At 64.7% G+C, this 17,686-nt stretch carries 20 protein-coding genes; 11 read left to right on the forward strand and 9 right to left on the reverse strand.

Annotated features, from left to right (window positions below; all coding sequences use genetic code 11):
* Positions 1-268: 268 nt before the first annotated feature.
* Both AB6804_RS17460 and AB6804_RS17465 read right to left on the reverse strand, forming a co-directional pair.
* On the reverse strand, positions 269-472 hold the full coding sequence (locus AB6804_RS17460; RefSeq protein ID WP_035969303.1) for a cold-shock protein: 204 nt from the start codon (positions 470-472) through the stop codon (positions 269-271).
* Between the two features lie 78 nt (positions 473-550).
* Positions 551-799, reverse strand: coding sequence for a hypothetical protein (locus tag AB6804_RS17465; RefSeq protein ID WP_370887502.1), 249 nt, complete (start codon positions 797-799; stop codon positions 551-553).
* A 205-nt stretch (positions 800-1,004) separates the two neighbouring features.
* On the opposite strand from AB6804_RS17465, the gene AB6804_RS17470 reads away from it, so the two are divergent.
* The 5 genes from AB6804_RS17470 (at position 1,005) to AB6804_RS17490 (ending at position 5,383) form a co-directional block, all read left to right on the forward strand.
* Positions 1,005-1,163: a hypothetical protein gene (locus AB6804_RS17470; protein ID WP_370887503.1), complete on the forward strand. Its 159-nt coding sequence runs from the start codon at positions 1,005-1,007 to the stop codon at positions 1,161-1,163.
* Positions 1,164-1,286: 123 nt separating this feature from the next.
* Positions 1,287-2,048 (forward strand): SDR family NAD(P)-dependent oxidoreductase, encoded by a 762-nt coding sequence (locus tag AB6804_RS17475; protein WP_244795012.1) that lies wholly within the window; start codon positions 1,287-1,289, stop codon positions 2,046-2,048.
* A 25-nt stretch (positions 2,049-2,073) separates the two neighbouring features.
* Positions 2,074-3,393 (forward strand): MFS transporter, encoded by a 1,320-nt coding sequence (locus tag AB6804_RS17480; RefSeq protein WP_370887504.1) that lies wholly within the window; start codon positions 2,074-2,076, stop codon positions 3,391-3,393.
* 17 nt (positions 3,394-3,410) lie between these two features.
* Positions 3,411-4,589 carry an L-rhamnonate dehydratase gene (rhmD, locus tag AB6804_RS17485; protein ID WP_370887505.1) on the forward strand — a complete coding sequence of 393 codons (1,179 nt, stop codon included), beginning with the start codon at positions 3,411-3,413 and terminating at the stop codon, positions 4,587-4,589.
* 11 nt (positions 4,590-4,600) lie between these two features.
* Positions 4,601-5,383, forward strand: a complete 783-nt coding sequence (locus AB6804_RS17490) for an SDR family NAD(P)-dependent oxidoreductase (protein WP_370887506.1) — start codon at positions 4,601-4,603, stop codon at positions 5,381-5,383.
* Here AB6804_RS17490 and AB6804_RS17495 read toward each other — a convergent pair.
* On the reverse strand, positions 5,370-6,326 hold the full coding sequence (locus tag AB6804_RS17495; protein WP_370887507.1) for a LysR family transcriptional regulator: 957 nt from the start codon (positions 6,324-6,326) through the stop codon (positions 5,370-5,372). The genes AB6804_RS17490 and AB6804_RS17495 overlap by 14 nt on opposite strands.
* 176 nt (positions 6,327-6,502) lie before the next feature.
* On the opposite strand from AB6804_RS17495, the gene rhaM reads away from it, so the two are divergent.
* The 6 genes from rhaM (at position 6,503) to rhaS (ending at position 12,368) form a co-directional block, all read left to right on the forward strand.
* Positions 6,503-6,817 carry an L-rhamnose mutarotase gene (gene rhaM, locus AB6804_RS17500; protein ID WP_370887508.1) on the forward strand — a complete coding sequence of 105 codons (315 nt, stop codon included), beginning with the start codon at positions 6,503-6,505 and terminating at the stop codon, positions 6,815-6,817.
* A 25-nt stretch (positions 6,818-6,842) separates the two neighbouring features.
* Complete coding sequence (locus AB6804_RS17505) at positions 6,843-7,733, forward strand: amidohydrolase (RefSeq protein ID WP_370887509.1); 891 nt, start codon at positions 6,843-6,845, stop codon at positions 7,731-7,733.
* Between the two features lie 8 nt (positions 7,734-7,741).
* The gene (locus tag AB6804_RS17510) at positions 7,742-9,256 is read left to right on the forward strand and encodes a sugar ABC transporter ATP-binding protein (protein ID WP_370887510.1); all 1,515 of its coding nucleotides are present in this window, start codon (positions 7,742-7,744) and stop codon (positions 9,254-9,256) included.
* Positions 9,256-10,296 (forward strand): ABC transporter permease, encoded by a 1,041-nt coding sequence (locus tag AB6804_RS17515; protein ID WP_370887631.1) that lies wholly within the window; start codon positions 9,256-9,258, stop codon positions 10,294-10,296. The genes AB6804_RS17510 and AB6804_RS17515 overlap by 1 nt, the downstream gene beginning before the upstream one ends.
* Positions 10,289-11,293 (forward strand): ABC transporter permease, encoded by a 1,005-nt coding sequence (locus tag AB6804_RS17520; protein ID WP_370887511.1) that lies wholly within the window; start codon positions 10,289-10,291, stop codon positions 11,291-11,293. The genes AB6804_RS17515 and AB6804_RS17520 overlap by 8 nt, the downstream gene beginning before the upstream one ends.
* A gap of 61 nt (positions 11,294-11,354) precedes the next feature.
* Positions 11,355-12,368, forward strand: coding sequence for a rhamnose ABC transporter substrate-binding protein (rhaS, locus tag AB6804_RS17525; protein ID WP_244795002.1), 1,014 nt, complete (start codon positions 11,355-11,357; stop codon positions 12,366-12,368).
* A gap of 48 nt (positions 12,369-12,416) precedes the next feature.
* Here rhaS and AB6804_RS17530 read toward each other — a convergent pair whose 3' ends face one another.
* The 6 genes from AB6804_RS17530 to AB6804_RS17555 form a co-directional block, all read right to left on the reverse strand.
* Entirely contained in the window at positions 12,417-12,821 is a 405-nt protein-coding gene (locus AB6804_RS17530; RefSeq protein WP_035969328.1) for a helix-turn-helix domain-containing protein, read from the reverse strand.
* A gap of 422 nt (positions 12,822-13,243) precedes the next feature.
* Positions 13,244-13,492, reverse strand: a complete 249-nt coding sequence (locus tag AB6804_RS17535; protein ID WP_370887512.1) for a hypothetical protein — start codon at positions 13,490-13,492, stop codon at positions 13,244-13,246.
* Positions 13,493-13,964: 472 nt separating this feature from the next.
* Positions 13,965-14,210 (reverse strand): hypothetical protein, encoded by a 246-nt coding sequence (locus AB6804_RS17540; protein ID WP_035969404.1) that lies wholly within the window; start codon positions 14,208-14,210, stop codon positions 13,965-13,967.
* Between the two features lie 215 nt (positions 14,211-14,425).
* Positions 14,426-15,421 (reverse strand): luciferase-like monooxygenase, encoded by a 996-nt coding sequence (locus AB6804_RS17545; protein WP_370887513.1) that lies wholly within the window; start codon positions 15,419-15,421, stop codon positions 14,426-14,428.
* A gap of 407 nt (positions 15,422-15,828) precedes the next feature.
* Positions 15,829-16,644 (reverse strand): phosphate/phosphite/phosphonate ABC transporter substrate-binding protein, encoded by an 816-nt coding sequence (locus AB6804_RS17550; protein WP_370887514.1) that lies wholly within the window; start codon positions 16,642-16,644, stop codon positions 15,829-15,831.
* A 12-nt stretch (positions 16,645-16,656) separates the two neighbouring features.
* Positions 16,657-17,676 carry a fatty acid desaturase gene (locus tag AB6804_RS17555; RefSeq protein ID WP_370887515.1) on the reverse strand — a complete coding sequence of 340 codons (1,020 nt, stop codon included), beginning with the start codon at positions 17,674-17,676 and terminating at the stop codon, positions 16,657-16,659.
* Positions 17,677-17,686: the final 10 nt, after the last annotated feature.

The following is a 17,686-nucleotide window of genomic DNA, read 5'->3' on the forward strand; positions in this document are numbered from 1 at the left end:
CCGGTCGAGACGCTTGTCGATCAGCAGCGACGGTAGTCCGTGAATGCGCGCCATGCGGATGACGCTGTCGGGATCGGCCGTGCCGCTGGCGCTGATTCGCGTCACGTTCGCGTCGACTGGCAACGAGCGCATCGGTCGGAGTGGATTCGATGTCGCCGCGGGCCGGCGTTGCATCCGGCGCAAGCGCCCGTGTTCCACCGCACGTGATCGTCGAAAAAAAGCCGTGAGAGTCAATCACCCTCACGGCTTTTCACTGATTACGGCCGGCTCATTGCGGCTGAATGTTCGCGGCTTGCAGACCCTTCGGGCCTTGGCGCACTTCGAACAACACCTTCTGGTTTTCCTGCAGCGACTTGTAGCCGTCCGCGCGAATCTCCGAGAAATGCGCGAACACGTCGGGCGTGCCGTCATCCGGCGTGATAAATCCGAAACCCTTCGTGTCGTTGAACCATTTCACAGTGCCAGTTGCCATTTATTTCCTCTTCTTCTGCAGCGTTGAGCGAGGCATTCCTCGCGTGGGTTGATTCGGTTGTGCGGGCGGCGGCGCGCGTCACGCCATCGCCGGTTCTTCCGGCATTTCCTTCAGCAGCGTCGCTAGCTGGCTTTCAGTATCGCGTCCGCTGAATTCGCGCAAGGTCGCGAGCAGCGTGCGCCACGGGGCAGGCCAGCGCGTTTCCCGCACGCATCGGCCCGTGCTGGCATCGGTAATCCGAAGCAGCGTGGTATCCGGAAAGTAGGTCAGGGTGACGGGCATTCCGTCGAGAACACAGGTCGCGGTACAGGCTTTTGGTTTGAACATGCTTTTTTGGTCGGTAGAAGTCGCTGGCCATTCAGCGGTGGTCGCTTTTAGCAATGGGCGTGCCCGAGGGGCTTAGGGGCGCGCGTATCTTCCAGATTCTGAAATTAGCATCCATATTGTTGAACGAAGTATTGTCGCTTTAGCGGTTAATTGGCTGAAGTTATCGCCTTATACTGCGCTGCAATAATGCTTCTGGGAGGCTCCCATGTTCGTCGCTGTCCTTCTTCTGTGCCCCGTTGGTGTCGCTGCGCTTTTTGCGTTTGCACTCTTCGCCGACAAGGTTTTTCACAACGCCCGCTTGCCGAAGGCGCCGACTGCCGTTATTCCACACGTGCCGCGCCGCGTCCGGATCCGCCATCACTGACGCCGGCCGATCCGCTTTCGCTATCGAACGATCGCCCTTTCGAATTGTTACGTTATTGGTCCCCGGTCTATAGTGCTTGTCACGGCGCAAAGCCGCTGCAAGAACAACGACAGGAGACAGGGCATGAACCGTATCGATCTGGCAGGGCGCAGTGTCGTCATCACGGGCGGTGCGCGGGGCATCGGCCTCGCCGTTGCCGAGCGCGCGCTCGCGTCGGGCGCAAACGTCGCGCTATGGGATGTCGACGCCGAGCGGCTCCAGCGCACGAGCGCCGAACTCGCGTCGAAGAACAAGGAGCGCATCGTCAGCGACGCCGTCGTCGAACTGACCGATGAAGCCTCCGTCGAAGCCGCCGTGCAGAAGACGCTTGCCGCGCATGGCAAGATCGATGTGCTCGTGAACAACGCGGGCATCACCGGCGGCAACGGCGCCACGTGGGAACTGGCCCCCGACGTCTGGCGGCGCGTGATCGACGTCAATCTGATCGGCCCGTTCCTGACCTGCCGCGCGGTCGTGCCGCACATGCTGAAGGCGGGCTACGGCCGCATCGTCAATATCGCGTCGATCGCGGGCAAGGAAGGCAATCCGAACGCCTCGCACTACAGCGCGTCGAAGGCGGGGCTGATCGGCCTCACCAAGTCGCTCGGCAAGGAACTCGCGGGCAAGAACATTCTCGTCAACGCGGTCACGCCGGCCGCCGCCAAAACCGAAATCTTCGATTCGATGTCGCAGCAGCACATCGACTACATGCTCTCCAAGATCCCGATGAACCGCTTCCTGATGCCGGAAGAAGCGGCGTCGCTGATTCTGTGGCTCTCGTCCGAGGACTGCGCGTTCAGCACGGGCGCGGTGTTCGACCTGTCGGGCGGACGCGCGACTTACTGATCCGCCCGTTTCACCGGAGAGAGACATGGAACATTCCGCATCGGCGGAAGGCGCGGTCACGTCTCGCGTGATGCGCCGGCTGCTGCCATTCCTCCTGCTGATGTACGTGGTCGCCTTCCTCGACCGCGCGAACATCGGCTTTGCGCAGAAGGCGCTGCAACAGGACACCGGCCTCACGAACGCCGCGTTCGCGTTCGGCGCTGGCGTGTTCTTCGTCGGTTACGCAATCTTCGAAGTGCCGAGCAATCTTCTGCTTCACCGCGTCGGCGCGAAGCTGTGGATGTGCCGCATCATGGTGACGTGGGGCATCGTTTCAGCGGCGATGGCCTTCGCGCATTCCGCGACCACCTTCTATGCGCTGCGCTTTCTGCTCGGCGTGGCGGAAGCCGGGTTTTTTCCCGGCATCGTCTATTACCTGACGCGCTGGTTTCCGCAGGCATCGCGTGCGCGGGCGCTCGGCGTGTTCTACTTCGGCGCGCCGCTCGCGTTCATCTTCGGTGCGCCGCTTTCCGGACTGCTGCTCGATCTGCACGGCATGCTCGGCCTCAGAGGCTGGCAGTGGCTGTTCCTTGTGGAAGGGCTGCTTGCTTCGATCGTCGGCGCATGGGCGTTCTGGTATCTCGACGACGACCCCGCCCGCGCACGATGGCTCACGCAGGAACAGCGCGCGCTGCTCGTCGCGCGTCTCGCGGATGACTCGCGCCGGGCGTCGTCGCACGGACCGAAAAGCGTGTTGGCGGCGCTCGTCGATCCCCGCGTGCTCGTGCTGTGCTGCGTGTACTTCCTGATTCAGGCGTCGGTGTATGGCGTCGTGTTCTATCTGCCGCAACAGGTGGCGGCGCTGCTCGGCACGAAGGTCGGCTTTCGCGTCGGGCTCGTGACCGCGCTGCCGTGGATCGCGGCGGTCGTCGTCACGTGGATCGTCCCGCGCTATGCGGATCGCACGTCGAAGCACCGGACTTGCGCCGTCGCGCTGCTCGTGATGTCGGGTGTGGCGATCGCCGTCTCGGGTGTCGCGGGTGCGCCGATCGTTTCGCTGCTCGCGCTGTGTTGCGCCGCGAGCGGCTTCATCGCCGCGCAGCCGCTCTTCTGGACATTCCCGACGCGCTATCTCACCGGCGCGGCCGCCGCCGCCGGCATCGCGCTCATCAACTCGCTCGGCGGACTCGGCGGATTCTTCGCGCCGATGGCCCGCACCGCTGCCGAAGCCGCGTTCCATTCGACCAGCGCCGGTCTCGCCGTGCTCGGCGCGGCGAGCGTGCTGGCCGCGCTCGTCATCGTCGCGCTGGTGCGCGTGCCGGAGCGCGATCCGATTCCGGGCGGCGAGACCGCCAACGCATCCTGATCAAGAGGAGACAAACGATGTCCATGCCGACCATCAAGCACGTGCGCGCCTTCACCGTCCGCGGCGGCGGTGCCGATTACCACGACCAGGGCGCCGATCACTGGATCGACGATCACGTAGCCACGCCGATGGCGCGTTACCCCGAGTATCGCCAGAGCCGGCAATCGTTCGGTCTGAACGTGCTCGGCTCGCTCGTCGTCGAGATCGAAGCGAGCGATGGCACCGTCGGTTTCGCGGTGACGACGGGCGGCGAAATCGGCGCGTTCATCGTCGAGAAGCATCTCGCGCGATTCCTCGAAGGGCAGCGCGTGACCGACATCGAAAAGATGTGGGACCAGATGTACAACGCGACGCTGTATTACGGGCGCAAGGGCATCGTGCTGAACGCGATATCGGGCGTCGATCTCGCGTTGTGGGACCTGCTCGCGAAGGTGCGCCAGGAACCGGTGTTCCAGTTGCTCGGCGGCCCGGTGCGCGACGAACTGCAGTTCTATGCGACCGGCGCGCGTCCGGATCTGGCGAAACAGATGGGCTTCATCGGCGGCAAGATGCCGTTGCAGCACGGTCCGGCTGAAGGCGAGGAAGGACTCGCGGCGAACATCGCCAAACTGGCCGACATGCGCGCAAAAGTCGGCGACGACTTCTGGCTGATGTTCGATTGCTGGATGTCGCTCGACCTGAATTATGCGAAGCGTCTCGCCACGGCGGCTCACGAGTACGGCCTGAAATGGCTGGAGGAAACGCTTCCGCCGGACGACTATTGGGGCTACGCCGAACTGCGCCGCTCCGTGCCGCGCGGCATGATGGTGACGACGGGCGAGCACGAAGCGACGCGCTGGGGTTTTCGCATGCTCTTCGAAATGGGATGCGCGGACCTCGTGCAGCCGGACGTTGGCTGGTGCGGCGGCATCACGGAACTGATCAAAATTTCGGCGCTCGCCGACGCGCATAACGTGCTCGTCGTGCCGCACGGGTCGTCGGTGTACAGCTATCACTTCGTGGTGACGCGCCATAACTCGCCGTTCGCGGAATTCCTGATGATGGCCCCGAAAGCGGATCAGGTCGTGCCGATGTTCAACCCGCTGCTGCTCGATGAGCCGGTGCCGGTCAATGGCCGCATGAAGGTGCCCGAGACGCCGGGCTTCGGCGTGCGGCTCAATCCGGAATGCGCGCTCACGCGGCCTTACACCCACTGACGAGGCGCACCATGCTGCTGGAGAACAAGGTCGTGATCGTGACGGGCGGCTCGCGCGGCATCGGCCGGGCGATCGCGCTGGCATGCGCGAGCGAAGGCGCGAACGTGGCGATCAACTATTGGCGCGACAACGATCAGTCGTACGGCAAGGCGTCGGCGGCAGAGTCGATCATCGGCGAAATCGAGGCGCTCGGACGGCGCGCAATTGCGGTCGAAGGCAACGTCGCCGAACGCGAGACGGGCATCGAGCTGGTGCGGCGCACCGTGGAGGCGTTCGGACGCGTCGACGTGCTGTCGAGCAACGCGGGCATCTGTCCGTTTCATGCGTTTCTCGATATGCCGCCATCGGTCTACGAAACGACGGTCGCCGTCAATCTCAACGGCGCGTTCTATGTGACGCAGGCCGCCGCGAACCAGATGAAAGCGCAGGGCACGGGCGGCGCGATCGTCGCGACGAGTTCGATCAGCGCGCTCGTCGGCGGCGGCATGCAGACGCACTACACGCCGACCAAGGCGGGCGTGCATTCGCTGATGCAGTCGTGCGCAATCGCGCTCGGGCCGTACGGCATCCGCTGCAATTCGGTGATGCCCGGCACCATCGCGACGGACCTGAACGCAGAAGACCTGTCCGATGCCGACAAGCGCGCGTATATGGAAAAGCGCATCCCGCTCGGGCGTCTCGGCGCACCGGACGATGTCGCGCAATGCGTGGTGTTTCTCGCGTCGGACCGGGCGCGCTATGTGACGGGCGCGTCGCTACTGGTGGATGGCGGCTTGTTCGTCAACTTGCAGTGAGCGCAAGCGACGCCGCCGAATACTTTCGCAAGAGCGCGATGAAATATTCGGCCGGCTCGCTCAAGGTTTCGGATTTGCGTCGCAAGAGGCCGAAACCGGACAGGCTTTTGCCGATCTCGATGGGAAGCTCCGTGAGCAAGCCCGCGCGCAGGTAATCGCGCACGACGGACTCGGGGAGCATTGCGACCGCGTCGCTGTTTTGCAGCAGTTGCAAGGTGGCGAAGATGGACGCGCATTCGACGATATCGGCGGGCGTCGTCAGCCCGGCACGTGCCAGTTCTTCCTCGAAGAGGCCGCGCGCCGGACTCGTGATCGGCTGAAGAATCCACGGCCAGCCGACGAGCATGTCGAGCGAGAGCGATGTCTTCGCCACAAGCGGATGCGCCGCCCGGACCACGAGGCGCATCGCTTCGCGTGCGAGCGGCTCGAAGTCGAAGTCGTTGTGCTGCAGGGGCGTCGTGAGCCGGCCGAGCGCGAGATCCACTTCGCGCCGATGCAGCAGTTGCACGACCTGATCGCTCGTCTCGCCGAGGATGCGCACGTTCAGAAGCGGCCGCTCGGACTTGAGTTCGGTGACGGCCATCGCGAGGACGTCGGGCGCGGCGCCCATGATAGCGCCGACGGTCAACTGGCCGTGGCCGCCGCGCCGCTTGTTGTCGAGATCGTCGGCGAAGCGGGTGAGGTCCGCGAGCGAGCGTCGCGCGTAAGCCAGCGCGGCCGTGCCGAGCGGCGTCGGATGCATGCCGCGTGCGTTGCGCTCGAAGAGCAGGAAACCGAACGCCTCTTCGATGTCCGCGAGCATCCGGCTTGCGCTCGGCTGCGCGACGTTGACGGTGTCGGCTGCCTGATGAAGATTGCGCGTGTCGTCGAGCGCGACGAGCAGCGCGAGGTGCTTGAATTTCAGGCGGTTGACGAGCGATATCTGGGAGACGTTCTGATTCATTTGGCTGTCCGGATGATGCAAGCAACGCAACACGACATCGCGACCCTGCCCGATACGGTTTTGCGATCGGCCAATCCTGCTTTCGGATTGTCGTGTTATCGGTCGGCGCATTATAGTCGCACCACAACGCGCCTCGACTCACCGACAGGCGCACACACATAAAAAGGCGGGCCGCCATGGAGACAGTGGCATTTCGCATGACCCTCAAGCCGGGCATGCGTGAAGAGTACGCACGGCGCCATCGCGACATATGGCCCGAACTGGCCGATGCCCTGCGCGCCGCGGGCATCCGCGATTACCGCATCTTTCTCGACGAAGCGACCGGGCATCTGTTCGCCATCTACCAGCGCGCGGACACGCACACCACCGATGCACTGCCTGCGTTGCCCATCATGCGCAAATGGTGGGATTACATGGCCGAACTGATGGACACGCACGCGAACAACGCGCCCGTCGCGGCGCCGCTCGTGCCGGTGTTTCATCTTCCCTGAAGCGCATCGCTTGCGAGGAATCATCATGCAGGTCGTCGATCCGCATATTCATCTGTGGGATCTCTCCACGCATCACTATCCGTGGCTGGCGAATCCGCAGACATCGTTCGTCGGCGATGCGCGCGAACTGAAGCACGATTATCTGATCCGCGACCTGCTGCGCGACGCGGGCAGCGTCGCGGTGCTGAAAGTCGTGCATGTCGATGCGAATCACGATCCCGCCGATCCGGTGGAGGAAACGCGCTGGCTGCAAGGTATCGCCGATGGAGATGGGCGCGGCATGCCCGATGGCATCGTGGCGGGCGCGGATTTGTCGGCGGACAACGCGCCGCAAGTGCTGGAAGCGCACGCTGCCTTTGCGAACACGCGAGGCATCCGGCAGATTCTCAACGTCCATGACGATCCGCTTTACGACTATGTCGGACGCCACTACATGCACGAGCCGCAATGGCGCAGGCATTTCGCGCTGCTGAAACGCTACGGGCTGTCGTTCGATCTGCAACTGTATCCGTCGCAGATGAACGATGCGGCGGCGCTCGCACGCGAGCATCCGGATACGCAGTTCATCGTCAATCACGCGGGGATGTTCGTGGATCGCGCATCGCCTTCGGGGTATCGCGCGTGGCGCGAAGGCATGCGCGCGCTGGCCGGATGCCCGAACGTCGCGGTGAAGATCAGCGGCCTCGCGATGTTCGATCACGACTGGACCATCGAAAGCTTTCGTCCTTACGTGCTCGAAACCATCGACACCTTCGGCTGCGAGCGCGCGATGTTCGCATCGAACTTTCCGGTGGACCGGCTCTTCGGTTCGTACACGGCGATATGGAATGCGTACGCGCACATCGTTGGCGATGCAAGCGAGAGCGAGAAGGACGCGCTTTTCGTGCGCAACGCCGAGCGCATCTACCGCATTTAGGAGACACGATGACGACGCCCAGACTCGAACTGAGGCACGCGAGCAAGGCATTCGGCCGCGTGCGCGCGCTCGGCGATGGCAGCCTGCAACTCTTTCCCGGCGAAGTGCACGCGCTGCTCGGCGAGAACGGCGCGGGCAAGTCCACGCTCGTGAAGCTGCTCGCGGGCGTGTATCAGCCCGATGCGGGCGAACTGCTCGTCGATGGCGTCGTGCGGCGCTTCGGCAACCCCGCCGAAGCGCGCGATGCGGGCATCGCCGTGATCTATCAGGAACCGACGCTGTTCGCGGACTTGTCGATCGCGGAGAACATCTACATGGGCCGTCAGCCGCGCGACCGGTTCGGCCGCATCCGCTACGACGAGATGCATCGCGAAGTCGATTCGCTGCTTGCATCGCTCGGCGTGAGCCTGCGCGCGCAAAGGCTCGTGCGCGGGCTGTCGATTGCGGACCAGCAGGTCGTCGAGATCGCGAAGGCGCTGTCGCTCGATGCGAACGTGCTGATCATGGACGAGCCGACTGCGGCGTTGTCGCTGCCGGAAGTCGAGCGTCTCTTCGCCATCGTGCGCGCGTTGAAAGAGCGCGACGTCGCGATTCTCTTCATCACGCATCGGCTCGACGAAGTGTTCGCGCTCACGCAACGCATGACGATCATGCGCGACGGCATGAAGGTCCACGACGCGCTCACCGCCGACATGAGCATCGACGCGATCGTGAGCCGCATGGTCGGCCGCGATCTCGACACGTTCTATCCGAAAGCCGATGTGGCGCCCGGCGACGTGCGCCTCGCGGTGCGCAACCTCACGCGTGAGGGCGTGTTCAAGAACGTTTCCTTCGATGTCCGCGCGGGCGAGATCGTCGCGCTGGCGGGTCTAGTCGGCGCGGGACGCAGCGAAGTGGCGCGCGCCATTTTCGGCATCGATCCGGTCGATGGCGGCGAAGTGGCCGTCGCGGGCAAGAAGCTCGCGCTCGGCAAGCCGGCGGCGGCGGTGCGCGCGGGCCTCGCGCTCGTGCCGGAAGATCGCCGCGCGCAAGGGCTCGCGATGGAACTGTCGATTGCGCGCAATGCCTCGCTCACGGTGCTCGGCCGATTGATGCGGCATGGCCTGATCTCGGCGCGCAGCGAATCGACGCTCGCCGCCGACTGGGGCAAGCGCCTGCGCCTCAAGGCGAGCGATCTCGATGCGCCCGTCGGCACGCTGTCGGGCGGCAATCAGCAGAAGGTCGTGCTCGGCAAGTGGCTGGCGACGAACCCGAAGGTGCTGATCATCGATGAGCCGACGCGCGGCATCGACGTCGGCGCGAAGGCGGAGGTGTATCGCACGCTGGCCGAACTCGTGAAGGAGGGCATGGCCGTGTTGATGATTTCGAGCGAGCTGCCGGAAGTGCTCGGCATGGCGGATCGCGTGCTCGTAATGCACGAAGGCCGCATCAGCGCAGACATCGCGCGCGCCGATGCGAACGAGGAACGGGTGATGAGCGCGGCATTGGGCGCGCCGTCGCCGACGCTGGGGCGCGCAGCATGATGACACGACATTCTCCAACGATGCCCGCGATGCCGCCCGCCGAAACGAAGCGCGACAGCCTTGCCGTTTCCATCGCGAAGAGCCGCGAGCTGACGCTTTTCATCGTGCTGCTCGTGCTCGTCGGCGCCACGGCCGCCGTCAAGCCCGACTTCCTCAATCTGCAGAATCTGCGCGACGTTCTGCTCAATGTATCGATCATCGGCTTGTTGACGGCGGGCATGACGATCGTGATGCTGATGCGGCACATCGACCTGTCGGTGGCGTCGATCGTCGGCGTGAGCGCGTACGCGGTCGGCAGTCTCTTCGTGATGTTCCCGCACATGCCGGTGGTCGTCGCGATGTTCGCGGGCGTCGGCGTCGGCTTCGCAATCGGCGCGGTGAACGGCGCGCTCGTCACCTTCGGGCGCGTGCCGTCGCTCGTCGCCACGCTGTCGACGCTGTACATCGTGCGCGGCGCGGACTATGCGTGGGTCCACGGCGGACAGATCAACGCGACGAGCCTGCCCGATACGTTCGCCGCCATCGCGACCGGCACGCTGATCGGCGTACCGAACCTGGTGTTGATCGCGCTCGTCGTGCTCATCGCGCTGTCGGTGTATCTGAAGCAGTATCGCGGCGGGCGCGAGCACTATGCGATCGGCTCGAATCCCGAAGCGGCGCGTCTTGCGGGCATCCGCGTGGACCGTCGCGTGATGATCGGCTTTCTGCTGTCCGGCGCGATCGCGGGGCTGGCCGGCGTGCTGTGGCTCGCGCGCTTCGGCACCGTCGACGCCAGCACGGCGAAGGGCATCGAGCTGCAAGTGGTCGCGGCGGCGGTCGTCGGCAGCGTCGCGATCACGGGCGGCGTGGGCACCATCGCCGGCGCGACGCTCGGCGCGCTCGTGCTCGGCGTCATCAATATCGCGCTGGTGGTGTTGCGCGTGTCGCCGTTCTGGCAACAGGCGATTCAGGGCGCGCTGATCGTCGCGGCGATCACGCTCGATACCTTGCTCGCGCGCTCCGTCGCGCGCCGGATGATGAGGAAACGCGATCATGGCTAAGCCCGACTCCGCCTTGTCCACGGCCCGGCGCCGTCACGTGCAGTGGGAAACGATGCTCGTCGTCGTGCTCGCCGTCTCCCTCGCGGCGGGGCGCGTGCTGTCGCCGATGTTCCTCTCGTCCGCGAATCTCTCGAACATGCTCGCGGACTTCACCGAGATCGCGCTGATCGCCTTGCCGATGACGCTCGTGATCGTCGCCGCCGAAATCGATCTGTCGGTGGCGTCGGTGCTCGGCGCATCGAGCGCACTGATGGGCGTGCTGTGGCACATGGGCTTGCCGATGCCGCTCGTCATCGCGCTGGTGCTTGCGTTCGGCACGCTGGCGGGGCTGCTCAACGGGCTCGTGATCGTGCGCTTCGGCCTGCCGTCGCTCGCCGTGACCATCGGCACGCTTGCGCTGTTTCGCGGGCTGGCCTACGTGCTGCTCGGCGATCAGGCGATCGCGGATTTTCCCGCGTCGTACACGGCGTTCGGCATCGAGACCATCGCCGGCACCTTCCTGCCGATGCCGTTCGTGCTCGTCATCGCGGGCGCGATCGTTTTCACCGTGCTCCTTCAGGCGACGCCGTTCGGCCGCAGCCTGTACGCGATCGGCGCGAATCCGACCGCCGCGCAGTTCTCCGGCATCGACGTCGCGAAGACGAAGCTCAGGCTTTTCATGATGTCCGGCGCGATGGCCGCGCTCGCGGGCGTCGTCTATACGCTGCGCTTCACGAGCGCACGCGGCGACAACGGCGAGGGCTTCGAACTGTCCGTGATCGCGGCGGTGCTGTTCGGCGGCGTGAGCATTTTCGGCGGACGCGGCTCGATGATCGGCGTGCTGTTGTCGCTCGTCATCATCGGCGTGCTGCGCAATGCGCTGACGCTCGCGGATGTATCGAGCGAAACGCTCACCATCGTGACCGGCGCGCTGCTGCTGTCGTCCGTGCTGATACCGAATCTCGTTGCGCGCTGGCGGGCGGCGCGCGAGAAGCGCCTGATGGCGCAGTTGCCCTGAACGCGTGTCGTGCCCGTTGATAACCAGCGCAGTCCTGCGCAATGACAGGAGACTTACCGACATGAAAACACCGTACCGACTCATGCGCGCGCCGCTGCTCGCGGCGGCTTTGCTGGCGGCCAGCGTCGCGCTGACGGCGAGCGCCGCCGAAGTGAAAAGCGGCCTCAAGATCGCGTTTCTGCCGAAGCAGATCAATAACCCCTACGAGGTCATCGCCGACGATGGCGGCATGGCCGCGATCAAGGAGTTCAAGGGCGAGGGCAAGGTCGTCGGCCCGTCGGATGCGGGGGCGTCGTCGCAGGTGAGCTACATCAACACGCTGATCACGCAGCGTCAGAACGCGATCGTCATCGCGGCCAACGATGCGAACGCCGTCGTGCCGTATCTGAAGAAAGCGATGTCGCAGGGCATCAAGGTCGTCACGTTCGACTCCGACACCGCGCCCGATGGACGGCAGATTTTCGTCAATCAGGCGGAATCGGAAGCCATCGGGCGCGGGCAGATTCAACTGCTGTCGAAGCTCGTCGGCGGCGAAGGCGAATTCGCGATTCTCTCCGCGACGCCGAACGCGACGAATCAGAACACCTGGATCAAATGGATGCAGGACGAGTTGAAGAAGCCCGAGTATTCGAAGCTCAAGCTGGTGAAGATCGCCTACGGCAACGACGACGATCAGAAGTCGTTCGTCGAAACGCAGGGCTTGTTGCAGGCGTATCCGAATCTCAAGGGCATCGTTGCGCCTACGTCAGTGGGAATTGCGGCGGCGGCGCGGTATATCTCGACTTCTCCGTCGAAGGGCAAGGTCGTCGTCACGGGGCTCGGCACGCCTAATCAGATGCGTGCGTTCGTGAAGAACGGCACCGTCACCGCGTTCCAGTTGTGGGATCCGGGCCAGTTGGGTTATCTGGCCGCGTTCGCAGCGGCGAATCTCGCGTCCGGGACCATAACGGGCAAGGAAGGCGATTCCTTCGACGCAGGCAAGCTCGGCAAGCGCACAGTCGGCAAGAGCGGCGAAGTGATTCTCGGCCCGCCGACGACCTTCGATGCGAGCAACATCGACCGCTTCAACTTCTAAGGTGTCGCACGCGTGAGGCGGGGCGCCATGCTTACATGCCGCTTCGCCTCAACGCCGCGACTTGGACAGCAAATGCCCGAGCCCGAGATTCGTCGCAATTTGCCAGACATAGACACGCGAGTAGCGCACGCCGTAGCGCCGCTCGATCACTTCGCGCAGGCGCGAGTTGGTCCATGTATCGCTTGCGAAGCCGTGATCGCGGGCGGAGCCTTGCAGCGCCGCCGCAATCCAGCCGAGTGCGTCCTGATCCAGCACCGAGGCTCGCCCGCCGACACCCATTTTGGCGAGCGCGTCGAGACCGCCTTCCGACACCAGCGCCTTGTAGCGGCGCACGGTCTGCACCGACAGATGCAATTCATCCGCCACCTGTTCCACCGATACCCCTTCGAGCAACATGCGGCCCGCCGTCATGCGGCGCACGACGGTCGGGAGGGAAGCGGAGCGGGAATGCATGGCGCTCGTCCCTCGATGCGTCAACGAAGGCCGCACATCGTGATTCAGGCGCGGCACCCGCAAGCGCGATCGCCGGCCGGCGTTCGCCCAGGCGGGAACGGAAGTGCGTCGAGGATAGGTTCGCGGCGTGCCTGTGCGTTCATGCGTGGCTCCTCTCGACCGGGAACGTTCGGACGACTCAAGAGAGTCGATGCGCGGCGGACTTCTGCCCGCCGGCTACAGAGAAGAGCAATAAACCGTTTCCGGCACGATGGGGATGCATCGCCGAAAATTTTTGAACTTGATAAACGGCAGCGAATTGCCTATGACGCGATGGCCCTTCGATACGCCATGCGTAACGTCGCGCGCGTTGATTTCGCCTGGTTCAAGCGCGATCGTTCGATGCAATGTTCACGGCAACAGTTCGCCACGAAGCCGTCGCCTCACACGCGATAAAACTCGATGTCCTGTCCGGCATGCACCGCGCGTTTGAGCCATTCGGGCATATCGCCGACGCCGTCCCATGTATCGCCGCTGGCGTTGCGGAAAACCGGCTGGTCGCCACGGCTTTGCGGCATGACCGGAAGTTGCGGCATCGCCCGTTTGGGTTTCTGCGCGCCATTTGCTCCGTTGGTTTTCGTGAGCATGGGCGGCGGGGGCGTCTCCGACGCTTCGGCTAATGCTTCTGCCAATGCGCTTTCGGTGATGCCGAATTCGGCCATACGGCTGCGCAAATACGCAATGATGCTATCTCGCTTTCTTTCGTCCACGGCTTCCCTGATTCAGCTTTTTGATTTGCAGAAGACGAACCGATGCCCGCGCGGACCGGGGCGGTTCGATGGCCTGAATATGTATTTAATACAAGCGTGGCGCAGCGGCTGCTGCGCGTCAATTAGTGTATTTACCGCAAGGCTGTTTTTTTAATCCGCCAGTCGATGCCTGAATAGCCGGCATCGGGCCGATTGCGGATATCGTCAGTTCGGGGATCACCGTGACGGACGCGCGACGAGCGTGCGCGCGGAAGTCACGCCGCAAGGCCTGAACTGGCCATGATCCGTGGAACACGAGGCTCGCGCCGCCGCGATTGCCGTATGGCTACATCCTCGCTTTGAACGCCGCTTTGGACTCTATTGTATGCTGCGCGCGGCAATTATTAAAAAAGTTTTAACGGCTATGCTGCTCTCCCGGTAATTCCGCACCGTGCGCGCGAATCGCGGCAATCAGTTCCGCCGGCGTAATCTCATAACGCACTTCACGATGAATTCCGGGTTTGCGCTCGTCGATTTCGATCAGCAGGACGGCCTTGCCGTCAGCGGCGGGTTCGAGCCGCAGCGAGCGCACTTCCTGGCCGCTCGCCTCATCGTATTCGGTCAGGAGCGTCATGGCTCCGGTGGCAGCGCTTCTCGGCATCGACATTCTTCCTCCCACTTGCGACATCGTTGTTGTTGTCCGCCGCATCGCCGGGCCGCGCGCAGGAGAACGTGCGCGCCCATTCGACGATGCGTGGCGGTAAGACAGACGCGAAGCGCGGCCGCTGGATGCGGCGGGCGGCACGGCTCCGGTGTCTCATTATTGCCTGTCAAAAGCGCGCGCGTCCAGCATGGGCCGCTATCCGGCGCGCCGATTCAGGCAGCCGCGCCGATGGCGTCCCGGGCTTCGGCGGTGATTTCGAACGAGCGCAGGCGCGCCTTGTGGTCGAAAATCTGCGCCGTCACGATCAGTTCGTCCGCCCGCGTCTGCTCGATGACCGAGCGCAGGCCCGCCTCGACGTCCGCGCGATTGCCGACGACGGAACACGCGAGCGATCGCTCGACGCCCGCGCGCTCGGCCGGCGTCCAGTCGATCGACTCGACGGGCGGCGGCAGTTGCCCCGGCGTGCCGCGCCGCAGATTGACGAACTGCTGCTCGAGCGACGTGAACAGGAAACGCGCTTCTTCCGTGGTATCGGCGGCGAACACGTTGACGCCGACCGCCGCATAGGGCTTCTGCAGCGTCGCCGACGGACGGAACTGCGAACGGTATACGTCGAGCGCCGTCAGCAGATAGTCCGGCGCGAAATGGGACGCGAACGCGAACGGCAGTCCGAGCGCGGCGGCGAGTTGCGCCGAAAACAGCGACGAGCCGAGCAGCCAGATCGGCACGTGCAGGCCCGCGCCCGGCACCGCGCGCACTCGCTGACCCTCGACAGGATCGGCGAAGAAGCGTTGCAACTCGGCGACATCGTCCGGGAACGAATCGGCGCTGCCTTGCAGATCGCGGCGAAGCGCCCGCGCGGTGGTCTGGTCGGTGCCCGGCGCGCGGCCGAGTCCGAGGTCGATGCGTCCCGGAAACAGCGAGGCGAGCGTGCCGAACTGCTCGGCGATCACGAGCGGCGCGTGGTTCGGCAGCATGATGCCGCCGGAGCCGACGCGGATCGTCTTGGTGCCCGCCGCGATATGGCCGATCACAACCGACGTCGCCGCACTGGCGATGCCCGTCATGTTGTGATGCTCCGCGAGCCAGTAGCGCAGATAACCCCAGCGTTCAGCGTGCTGCGCGAGATCGAGCGAATGGGCGAACGCATCGGCGGCGGTAGAGCCGAGCGGAATGGGTGAAAGGTCGAGCAGCGAGAAGGGGATCATGGCGGAATCTTGGCTTTCGGTGACGTGACGCTCCCGCGCGATTAACACGGCGAACGCGGTCACGCGGGGAAAACTCGATTGTGCCGAAAGTCAGGAAAGTCTGCCGGGACCGGCTTGGTGGGATGCGCGGCGTGCATCGCGATTATTCGCAAATGGAAGCTGCCGCCGTGATACACGTCCCGGCCGCGGTTTGTCCCCGAACCAATCGCAAGCATCTATCCGCGAGAAGGCCGTCTACCGAAACAACGACGAACGAACGCAAAAATCAGCATCCCGAACGGAATGCGTCCCGCTTTGACGCACCCCGCACCGACGAGCAAGCGCGACACTCAGGGTTCACCGTCGGGCGCAAACGCCGTGGGCGACGCGCAGTGGCAGGCGCTCGCCAGGATATGCGCGGCGTGATTTCAGGCGAGCCGCGGATACCCCAGCTCGATCGCGTCGCGTTCGTATCGGTCGATGCACGCGTAATCCGCTTCCGTTAAGCGCAGGACGCCGCGGAGCCTTAGCCGCTTCGCCAGCGCGCCGTCCCGCGCGATGACATCGGACAGCGCGGCGGCGAGTGCATCGACGATGCCTTTCGGCACGCGCTTCGACGCGATAAACGGCAGCGCAGGCGCGCTCGCCGTCGCGCCGATTTCGCGGATGCCCGCCGCCAGTTCCGGCCAATGCGTCCGCACGAACGCGAGCGTGACGCAATCGATGGCGGCGACATCGGCTGACCGCTCGACGGCGATCGCCCGCAGCGACGCCAGATGCCCGCCGCTTTTCGTGACCGACGAAAAGAACCGCCCGCCCGATGCCAGCGGCGCGACCGCATGGCGAAACAGGTTCATGCCGCTGTTGGAATCGTCGTCGTTGTAGACGGCGCGCAGTCCCCGGCACGCTTCGGGCGACGACGCGCCGACCTGTGCGCCCGCTACCAGCACGCTGCGATAGCCGCCGCGCTCGCAGCCGGGCGCATCGAACGCGGGCGTCGCGACGAGCTGCACGCGGTCATTCAGCGCGTGCAGCAGCGGATAGCCGCAGGTTTGCGAGAGCAGCACGTCGTCGCGCAGCCAGAAGGCGGTGAGGTCCGCGCCGGGATCGACGATCCGCACGGTGTCGCCTCGCGCGTCGAGCCACGGGGATACGCGCGTCAGCACGGCGCCGAGCAGGGCGCGCCAGTCGTCGGCGACGGCGGGCGAGATGTTGTACATCGGCAGAGCGGCGATCCACTGCATGAAGGCGGGTAATCAGGCGGAAGGAGACTGCATCGTACCCAGTTCGCGGCGGCCCGGCGCAATCCGCGCTGCAGCCTGCGCGCCCGTGTCCTGCGCGAACGGATGCACCGGCGACGCCGCTTTCGTGAACGCGTGCCGCGCGAACCATTCGCCATATCCCTGCACGACGAAGCCGCCGGTACCCGCGCGATACGCGTGGCGCCGTTGCGCATAGATGTCGCCGAGGCCATACCACGGCACGCCGGGCAAGTCGTGATGCACCGCGTGATAGTTGTTGTTGAGGAAAAGCAGCCGCCACGGCCACGCGGCCTCGTTGATGACCGTACGTTCGCGTTCGTCGTGAACCGCGCGATGCTCGCGAAACGATCGCACCGAAGCCAGCGCCAGCGACGCATAGCCGACGCCGAATACGAACGCGCGCCACGGAATGCCGCATCGCGCATCGAGCCACCATGCGAGCGCAATGAGCGCCGTGACGTGGACGGTCCAGCTTCCGGCGATCCGCCATTGCCGCGTCGCGAGGGCTTGCGCCGCTTCGCGCCACGACGCCGCGATCGAAAACCACGGCCCGATCAGCATGCGGCCTGCAAACGTGTTGCGCGCGGCGATCGCGGCCCGCAGCAGCGCGCCCGCGTTGTTCCATTGTTCGGGCGTGACGTAATAGCTCTCCGGATCGCGACCGGGCACGGTGAGATGCGCGTCGTCGTGATGGCGCAGATGCGAGTCGCGATACACCGCATACGGAAACCACACCGCGAGCGGCGCGATGCCGAACAGCATGTTGACGAACGGCCAGCGCGTCGGATGCCCGTGCAGCAGTTCATGCTGCAGCGACATGTACCAGCACGACAGCACCGTCAGCAAGACGAGCGCGACCGGCAAGCCGAGCCTTTGTGCGTTGCTCGCGACGGCGAACCAGCCGCCATGCACCGCGACGATCACGAGCCACGTCGGCCATTCGCTGCGCCAGCGCCACGACGCGCGCCGATCCTGAATTGCATCGCGTTGTGCGTCGTCGATATAGCGTGGCATGGCGGGCTCT

It is taken from the genome of Caballeronia sp. RCC_10 (assembly GCF_041360715.1).
Taxonomy (GTDB): domain Bacteria; phylum Pseudomonadota; class Gammaproteobacteria; order Burkholderiales; family Burkholderiaceae; genus Caballeronia; species Caballeronia grimmiae.

Coding starts and splice junctions, on each gene's coding strand:
- AB6804_RS17490 (WP_370887506.1), top strand. CDS start 4,601: ATGCTGCTGGAGAACAAGGTCGTGATCGTGACGGGCGGCTCGCGCGGC.
- AB6804_RS17510 (WP_370887510.1), top strand. CDS start 7,742: ATGACGACGCCCAGACTCGAACTGAGGCACGCGAGCAAGGCATTCGGC.
- rhaM (WP_370887508.1), top strand. CDS start 6,503: ATGGAGACAGTGGCATTTCGCATGACCCTCAAGCCGGGCATGCGTGAA.
- AB6804_RS17520 (WP_370887511.1), top strand. CDS start 10,289: ATGGCTAAGCCCGACTCCGCCTTGTCCACGGCCCGGCGCCGTCACGTG.
- AB6804_RS17475 (WP_244795012.1), top strand. CDS start 1,287: ATGAACCGTATCGATCTGGCAGGGCGCAGTGTCGTCATCACGGGCGGT.
- AB6804_RS17550 (WP_370887514.1), bottom strand. CDS start 16,644: ATGCAGTGGATCGCCGCTCTGCCGATGTACAACATCTCGCCCGCCGTC.
- AB6804_RS17540 (WP_035969404.1), bottom strand. CDS start 14,210: ATGCCGAGAAGCGCTGCCACCGGAGCCATGACGCTCCTGACCGAATAC.
- AB6804_RS17460 (WP_035969303.1), bottom strand. CDS start 472: ATGGCAACTGGCACTGTGAAATGGTTCAACGACACGAAGGGTTTCGGA.
- AB6804_RS17465 (WP_370887502.1), bottom strand. CDS start 799: ATGTTCAAACCAAAAGCCTGTACCGCGACCTGTGTTCTCGACGGAATG.
- rhmD (WP_370887505.1), top strand. CDS start 3,411: ATGTCCATGCCGACCATCAAGCACGTGCGCGCCTTCACCGTCCGCGGC.
- AB6804_RS17480 (WP_370887504.1), top strand. CDS start 2,074: ATGGAACATTCCGCATCGGCGGAAGGCGCGGTCACGTCTCGCGTGATG.
- AB6804_RS17555 (WP_370887515.1), bottom strand. CDS start 17,676: ATGCCACGCTATATCGACGACGCACAACGCGATGCAATTCAGGATCGG.
- rhaS (WP_244795002.1), top strand. CDS start 11,355: ATGAAAACACCGTACCGACTCATGCGCGCGCCGCTGCTCGCGGCGGCT.
- AB6804_RS17515 (WP_370887631.1), top strand. CDS start 9,256: ATGACACGACATTCTCCAACGATGCCCGCGATGCCGCCCGCCGAAACG.
- AB6804_RS17545 (WP_370887513.1), bottom strand. CDS start 15,421: ATGATCCCCTTCTCGCTGCTCGACCTTTCACCCATTCCGCTCGGCTCT.
- AB6804_RS17530 (WP_035969328.1), bottom strand. CDS start 12,821: ATGCATTCCCGCTCCGCTTCCCTCCCGACCGTCGTGCGCCGCATGACG.
- AB6804_RS17495 (WP_370887507.1), bottom strand. CDS start 6,326: ATGAATCAGAACGTCTCCCAGATATCGCTCGTCAACCGCCTGAAATTC.
- AB6804_RS17505 (WP_370887509.1), top strand. CDS start 6,843: ATGCAGGTCGTCGATCCGCATATTCATCTGTGGGATCTCTCCACGCAT.
- AB6804_RS17470 (WP_370887503.1), top strand. CDS start 1,005: ATGTTCGTCGCTGTCCTTCTTCTGTGCCCCGTTGGTGTCGCTGCGCTT.